The sequence below is a fragment of the Variovorax sp. Soil_C_17 genome, assembly GCF_057657265.1.
Genome location: NZ_JBDGIT010000041.1, coordinates 1 through 998, shown reverse-complemented (window position 1 = coordinate 998; position 998 = coordinate 1). Strand labels below are relative to the sequence as shown.

Below are 998 nucleotides of genomic sequence, written 5' to 3'. Positions count from 1 at the left end.
TCGATCATCAGGCTGCCGCCGATCAGCCCGCCCATCATGTTGCCCACGGTGCTGAACTCGCCGAGCGACACCAGCGAGCCGAAGTCCCGGTAGCGGTAGGGCTTGAGCGCCTTGCCGCCCAGGCGCCGGCGGATCTGCGCGGCAACGTGCGAGGCCTGCTGGTGCGCCGCCTGCGCGCGCGGCGGCACCAGGCCGCCCTTGCCGCCGTTGGCCTCGGGCCACTCGCAGGCCGCGCAGTCGCCGATGGCGAAGATGTCGCCGTCGCGCGTGGTCTGCAGCGTCGGCAGCACCACCAGCTGGTTGCTGCGGTTGGTCTCCAGCCCGGCGATGTCCTTCATGAAATCGGCCGCCTTCACGCCCGCGGCCCACACCACCAGCTCGGCCGGCAGCGTGCGGCCGTCGGCCAGGCGCACGCCCTCGGGCAGCACCTCGGCCACCTTGGCGGCGGTGTGCACGTCCACGCCCAGCTCGCGCAGCAGCGCCTCGGTGGCCGCCGACATGCGCGGCGGCAACGCAGGCAGCACGCGGTCGGCCGCCTCGATCACGCTCACCTGGATGTCCTTCTCCGCGTCCACCCGGTCCAGCCCGTAGGCGATGACTTCGCGCGTGGTGCGATGCAGCTCGGCCGCCAGCTCCACGCCGGTGGCGCCCGCGCCGATGATCGCCACGTGCAGCTGCTCGGGCCGCAGCGGCGTGGTCTGGGCATGCGCACGGATGCAGGCGTTGACCATGCGCTGGTGAAAGCGCTGCGCATCGGCCTTCGTCTCGAGCCGCAGCGCATGCTCGCGCACGCCGGGCGTGCCGAAGTCGTTGCTCAGGCTGCCGATGGCGACCACCAGCGTGTCGTAGGCGAAGGCGCGCGCCGGCGTGACCAGCCGGCCTTCGTCGTCCAGGTAAGGGGCAACCTGCACCTCGCGCCGCTCGCGGTCGATGCCCGTGAGCTCGCCCAGGCGGAAGCGGAAGCGGTGCCAGTGCGCCTGCGCGAGGTAGTCGACCTC

Annotated in this window: 1 protein-coding gene; it reads right to left on the bottom strand. The window is 72.5% G+C overall.

All coding sequences use genetic code 11. From position 1 onward, the window contains the following. On the bottom strand, positions 1-998 hold a 998-nt coding region (locus AC3A6Y_RS34925), incomplete at both ends, for an NAD(P)/FAD-dependent oxidoreductase (RefSeq protein ID WP_487872780.1).